This is a genomic window from Bradyrhizobium sp. (assembly GCF_019242285.1).
Classification (GTDB): Bacteria; Pseudomonadota; Alphaproteobacteria; order Rhizobiales; family Xanthobacteraceae; genus Bradyrhizobium.
In genome coordinates, this window is the sequence record NZ_JAFAVV010000636.1 from 1 (window position 1) to 5649 (window position 5649).

The window sequence follows — 5649 nt, forward strand, 5'->3', positions numbered from 1 at the left end:
GCTGCTGCTGATCATCGATTTCGTCGCTGCGGCGCCGCTGCTGCCGAATGCCTGGGAAAAGGCGGATCGCGGCGCGACCGCGATCATCGTCGTCGGCGCGCTGATCGGCGTGCCGCTCGGCACCTATTTCCTGAACGTGCTCGACCCGGTGACGACGCGCTGGATCATTTCGGGCTTCGTCGCCGCGCTGCTCATGCTGCTGCTCTCCGGCTGGCGCTATCGCGGCCGGGACCGTGCCGCGCTGTCGGTAGGGATCGGCGCGCTGTCCGGCTTCTGCAGCGGGCTGGCGCAGACCGGCGGGCCGCCGATCGTCGGCTACTGGCTCGGCCGGCCGATCGCCTCGGAAGTGGCGCGCGCGAACATCCTGCTGTTCTTCGGTGCTTCGGATTTCTTCTCGGTCCTCAGCTATGGCAGCACCGGGCTGATCACGCTCGATGCCATCGGATTCTCGCTGGTGGTCGGCCCCGTCTACGCAATCGGCGTCCGGCTCGGTGCCTCGCTGTTCGGCCGCGCCAGCGAGACGCTGTTCCGCAGCATCTGCTATGCCCTGATCGCGCTCGCCGTCATCGCCGGCCTGCCCGCGCTCGATGCCGTGCTGCGTTGATCCTAATACAGCGAGGATCCCCGCCGCGCCGGCGCGCTGTGATGCCGCGGCTTTGCGACACGCACGGTCGGCCCCTGCTCCGGCTCGGCTTCCTTCAGCGCGCCGATCTTGCGAAGCGCGGCATCCGCGGCGCGCTCGCCGCTCTCCCAGGCGCCATCGACCGTTCCCCAGAGCGTCTCGTGGGTCGCCTCGCCTGCAAGATAAAGGTTGCCGATCGGCTCCGTGAGAATCTTGCGCGACGGCTCGCCGCCGACGGACGCCGCCGACATCGCCCCAAGCACGTAAGGCGCCGCGTTCCATTGCGTTACCGCCGATCGCTTCACCGCCGCCACCGCATCGCTGCCGAACAGCTTGTTCAGCCACTCCCGGGCGAAGTCCACCATGGCTTTCTCGCCTTTGGCCGACAGATCACGGCCGAACGCGCCCGCGACATCGATCGAGCACAACGAGGAGCCGCCGATATTGGCGTAGAGCCGTGCCGTCGCCGACGAGTTGCTCTGCTCGATCAGCACCTCGTCCGGCGCAAGCCCGAGCGGATTGCCGGCCATCTGCAGCACGACATGATCGTAGCTGCCGAGGGCGAGCCTGCCCGCGGCGTCGATCGTACGCTTCGGGATGTCGGGCGCGAACTTGATGCTGCCGGCCGCAAGCACGTTGCTCGACACCGTGAGGATGACAGCGCGCGCGGGAATCCTGCCAGCCGCCGTTTCCACCGTCACATCGCGGTTGCTCCAGGCAATGCGGGTGACCGGCGTCGACAGCGAGACCGGCAATTGCTCGCCGAGCTTGCCGACGAGCACTCCCAGGCCCTGACGGCAGGCGATGGCCGCGCCGCGCTCCTGCGCGCGCGCCTTGTCGACGGCGGAAAGCTCCTTCAGATCCTTGCCCGCGAAAGCCGGGCCCAGCATGAAATCGACGGTGCCGGCCCAGTCGCCGAGATCCTTCAAGGCTGTCGCACAAGCCACGTCCGCCTTGCCGCGCGAGGCGTCGTCGATGGCGCGGTTGGCCCGCACCAGGTTCGCCAGGAAGTCCTCGGTCTCGCCGGCACGCGCGTAGCGGCGGCCGATTCGAATCTTCTGGCCGAGCGGCGCGGCGGAAACATCGAGACCGAGACCGCGCGCCAGCTTGACCATCGGGTTGGTATCGGGACTGTAGAGGAAGCGCGCGCCGCGATCGAACGGCACACCGAAGGTCGTCAGATCGGTCACGCAGCGACCGCCGATCTGGCTCGCGGCTTCCACCACGACCACCTTGCGATTGGCCTCCTGGATGCGCCGCGCCGCAGCAATTCCAGCCGCACCCGCACCGATCACGACGATGTCCGCATTCAGCGGCAGGGGCGTCGCGCGAACGTTCGCCGGAAATACCGGTGTTGCCACAATTGCCGCCGAGGCGGAAAGGAAGCCGCGGCGCGTCATTGTCATGTCATGGTTTCCGAAGCTTGAAGGAACGAAGAACTTCGCACGAACCTTGCCGCATCCGGGGTTTCCCGGCAACGTCCATGGTTATTCAATCATGGATTGATGGACGATTGCCGCCCAGCCATGCATGAACGAAATTGCAAGGGCTTTCGAGCATGCTAAGAGACGGGAAACAGCGGCCATAAACGGCCCGCGCGGGGGGACTATCCTTATGGGCGTCATGCTCGACACCATCGGCAAGCTCATTGCCGGCTACCTCGAGAAGGAGGTGCCGGGCTATGAGCCGTTCACGCCGAGCGATCCTGAACATCTGCTCAGCGTGATCCAGCCGGGCGACGTATTGCTGGTCGAAGGCAACAGCCGCATCTCCGGCATCATCAAGTATCTCACGCAGTCGACCTGGTCGCATGCCGCGCTCTATGTCGGCGCCGTCGACGGCGCCGAGGAAGAGGACGGCGAGGCCCATGTGCTGATCGAGGCCAATGTCGGCGAGGGCGTGATGTCGGCGCCGATCTCGAAATATTTCTCCTACCACACGCGGATTTGCCGGCCCGTCGGCCTGTCCTACGAGGACCGTCACACGGTGTGCCGCTATGCCATCAACCGGATCGGCTTCGGCTATGACACCAAGAACATCCTCGACCTGATGCGCTTCCTGATCCCGCTGCCGGTGCCGCAGCGCTGGCGGCGCCGGATGATCGCGCTCGGCTCGGGCGATCCCACCAAGACGATCTGCTCGGCCCTGATCGCGCAGGCCTTCGACGCCGTGCGCTATCCGATCCTGCCGAAGATCACACGCGCCGGCTCGCGCAAGGCGCGGCGCGAGATCCTGCACATCCGCGATTCCTCGCTCTACATGCCGCGCGACTTCGACATCTCGCCCTATTTCGAGATCGTCAAGCCGACCATCATCCGCGGCTTCGACTACACTGCGCTGCATTGGGCCGACAAGCAGAAGCCGCTCCCGGAGGTAGCGGGCGAATTCGGACCGTTTCCAGAAGCGATCCCGTCGCCGCCGCTCATTCCTGAGGAGATTGACCAAGAAACGGCGCTTGCGCTTGAAGAAGTGATCGCCGCCTGCGATGCGCCGGAGCTGATCGAGCGCTTCACGGTTCAGGAGCATTTTCTGCAGTTCGAAAAGGTACCCGCGCGTCGTCCCGAACGCCGCTCGAAGCCGCGCGGGGTTGCAGCGTAGCGCGCTGCGTCCGTCACTACGGGGCACGCCGATGTTTAACCCTGCTGTCGCCGCCCGGCTCGACCGGGCGGCCCGGCACGCCCCGGCCTGTCGATTCGAACTCTGCCATCTCTGGGATGCTGGATCACCCGCCTTCGGGTGATGACCGTAGAGAGTGTGGCGGCAGCTGATCGTTTAATTCCATTGTCGTTGCCTTGGACTATCCGATCATCGGTCCGAGCGGCTGATCACCGCCATCAGCTCGCTGATCTTTTCCCTTTGATCGGTCTTGTTGCCCGAGGCGATCGCGCCCTCGACGCAATGTGCGACGTGGTCGCGCAGCACTTCCTCCTCGAGCCGCCGGAGCGCGGCGCGGACGGCGGATATCTGCGTGACGATATCGATGCAGTAGCGCTCCTCGTCCATCATCCTGGCGAGGCCGCGCACCTGGCCCTCGATCCGGTTCAATCGCTTCTGGCAGGACGCCTTGATCTCTTTTCGCATGCCGCCTATATACCCCTACCGGGTATAGGTTTCAATGCCGGAGCGGGACGATGGCAAGCGGCGGGCACACGATGGACGAGACGAAGGCCTGTTGCAGCGGACAGAGCCACGCCGGCCACGGTGATCGGCACGGGCACGAACCCGTCCAATCCGGTGTGCTCGATCCCGTGTGCGGCATGACCGTCAATCCGGAAACGTCCAAACACCGCTTCGACCATCGCGGCGAAACCTTCCATTTCTGTTCGGCCGGTTGCCGCACCAAGTTCGCTGCCGATCCAGCAAAATATCTCGACAAAACGAAGCCGCAGCGCGAGGCGCCGGCCGGCACGATCCATACCTGCCCGATGCACCCAGAGATCCGCCGGGTCGGCCCGGGAAGCTGCCCGATCTGCGGCATGGCGCTGGAGCCGGAAGTCGCGAGCCTCGATGCCGCGCCCAATCCGGAGCTCGCGGACATGCGCCGACGGTTCTGGATCGGCGCGGTGCTGGCTGCGCCCGTCGTGGTGCTGGAAATGGGCGGACATCTCGCCGGGCCGCATGACTGGATGGATCCGGTGCTGTCGAGCTGGATTCAACTTGCTCTGGCGACGCCCGTCGTGTTGTGGGCCGGCTGGTCGTTCTTCGTTCGGGGCTGGCAGTCGGTGGTCTCGCGCAATCTCAACATGTTCACGCTGATCGCGATGGGCACCGGTGTGGCCTATCTCTACAGCGTGATCGCAACCCTGGTGCCGCATAGCTTCCCGGAGACCTTCCGGGCGCATGGCGGCGCGGTCGCGGTCTATTTCGAGGCGGCCAGCGTCATCACCGTGCTGGTGCTGCTCGGCCAGGTGCTGGAACTGCGGGCGCGCGAGGCAACATCGGGCGCAATCAAGGCCTTGCTGCGGCTCGCACCGAAGACCGCGCGCCGCATCGGCGCCGACGGAGCCGACCACGAGGTCGAGATCGAGCAGCTCGCGGTCGGCGACCGGCTGCGGGTGCGACCCGGCGAGAAAGTGCCGGTCGACGGCCTCATTCTCGAAGGCCGCTCGACCCTCGATGAATCGCTGGTGACCGGCGAATCCATGCCGGTGACCCGGGAGACGGGCGCGCGCGTCATCGCCGGCACGCTCAACCAGTCCGGCAGCTTCGTGATGCGGGCGGACAAGGTCGGGCGCGATACGCTGCTGTCGCAGATCGTGCAGATGGTCGCCGATGCCCAGCGCTCGCGCGCGCCGATTCAGCGGCTCGCCGACCAGGTCGCCGGCTGGTTCGTGCCTGTCGTGATCGCAGTGGCGCTGCTGGCGTTCGCCGCCTGGGCGAGCTTCGGGCCGGAGCCGCGCATGGCGTTCGGATTGGTCGCCGCGGTCAGCGTGCTGATCATCGCCTGCCCCTGTGCGCTCGGGCTCGCGACGCCGATGTCGATCATGGTCGGGGTCGGTCGCGGCGCACAAGCGGGGGTGCTGATCAAGAACGCTGAAGCGCTGGAACGCATGGAGAAGGTCGACACGCTGGTGGTCGACAAGACCGGCACATTGACCGAAGGCAAGCCAAAGCTGGTCGCCATCGTCGCAGCCACAGGCTTCGACGAGCGCAACATTCTCCGCCTTGCGGCCAGTGTCGAGCGCGCCAGTGAGCATCCGCTGGCGGATGCGATCGTGAGCGCGGCTATGGAGCGCGGGCTCGATCTGGCCCAGGTGGAAGGTTTTGACGCGCCGACCGGCAAGGGCGCGACCGGCAAGGTCGGCGGCAGCTCGGTCGTGATCGGGAGCGCGAAATACCTCGTCTCGACCGGCGTCCACACCACGCCGCTCGACGCGGAAGCCGAGCGGATGCGCGGCGATGGTGCGACCGTGGTCCACATGGCGGTCGACGGCGCCCTTGCGGGGCTGTTCGCGATTGCCGATCCGGTCAAGGCCTCGACGCCGGATGCGCTGAAAGCGCTTGCCGCCGAGGGCATCAAGGTGATC

Annotated in this window: 5 protein-coding genes; 3 read left to right on the forward strand and 2 right to left on the reverse strand. The window is 66.2% G+C overall.

The window, feature by feature from the left end; genetic code table 11:
- On the forward strand, positions 1 to 604 hold a 604-nt coding region (locus JOY90_RS25950; RefSeq protein ID WP_291693960.1), incomplete at its 5' end, for a sulfite exporter TauE/SafE family protein.
- 2 nt (positions 605 to 606) lie between these two features.
- Here the strand turns inward: JOY90_RS25950 and JOY90_RS25955 are convergent.
- Positions 607 to 2028, reverse strand: coding sequence for an NAD(P)/FAD-dependent oxidoreductase (locus JOY90_RS25955; protein WP_291693961.1), 1422 nt, complete (start codon positions 2026 to 2028; stop codon positions 607 to 609).
- Between the two features lie 208 nt (positions 2029 to 2236).
- Between JOY90_RS25955 and JOY90_RS25960 the strand changes: the two genes are divergently transcribed.
- The gene (locus JOY90_RS25960) at positions 2237 to 3220 is read left to right on the forward strand and encodes a YiiX/YebB-like N1pC/P60 family cysteine hydrolase (RefSeq protein ID WP_291693962.1); all 984 of its coding nucleotides are present in this window, start codon (positions 2237 to 2239) and stop codon (positions 3218 to 3220) included.
- Between the two features lie 207 nt (positions 3221 to 3427).
- On the opposite strand, the gene JOY90_RS25965 is transcribed toward JOY90_RS25960, so the two are convergent.
- A complete protein-coding gene (locus JOY90_RS25965; RefSeq protein WP_291693963.1) occupies positions 3428 to 3703 on the reverse strand; it encodes a metal-sensitive transcriptional regulator in 276 nt (91 codons plus the stop codon).
- A 71-nt stretch (positions 3704 to 3774) separates the two neighbouring features.
- Here JOY90_RS25965 and JOY90_RS25970 point away from each other — a divergent pair.
- Positions 3775 to 5649: heavy metal translocating P-type ATPase (locus JOY90_RS25970; protein WP_291693964.1), on the forward strand; the 1875-nt coding region annotated here is incomplete at its 3' end.

Bases quoted from the DNA above. Each gene is read 5' to 3' on its own strand.
- JOY90_RS25960 (WP_291693962.1), top strand. From the start codon at position 2,237: ATGGGCGTCATGCTCGACACCATCGGCAAGCTCATTGCCGGCTACCTC.
- JOY90_RS25965 (WP_291693963.1), bottom strand. From the start codon at position 3,703: ATGCGAAAAGAGATCAAGGCGTCCTGCCAGAAGCGATTGAACCGGATC.
- JOY90_RS25955 (WP_291693961.1), bottom strand. From the start codon at position 2,028: ATGACAATGACGCGCCGCGGCTTCCTTTCCGCCTCGGCGGCAATTGTG.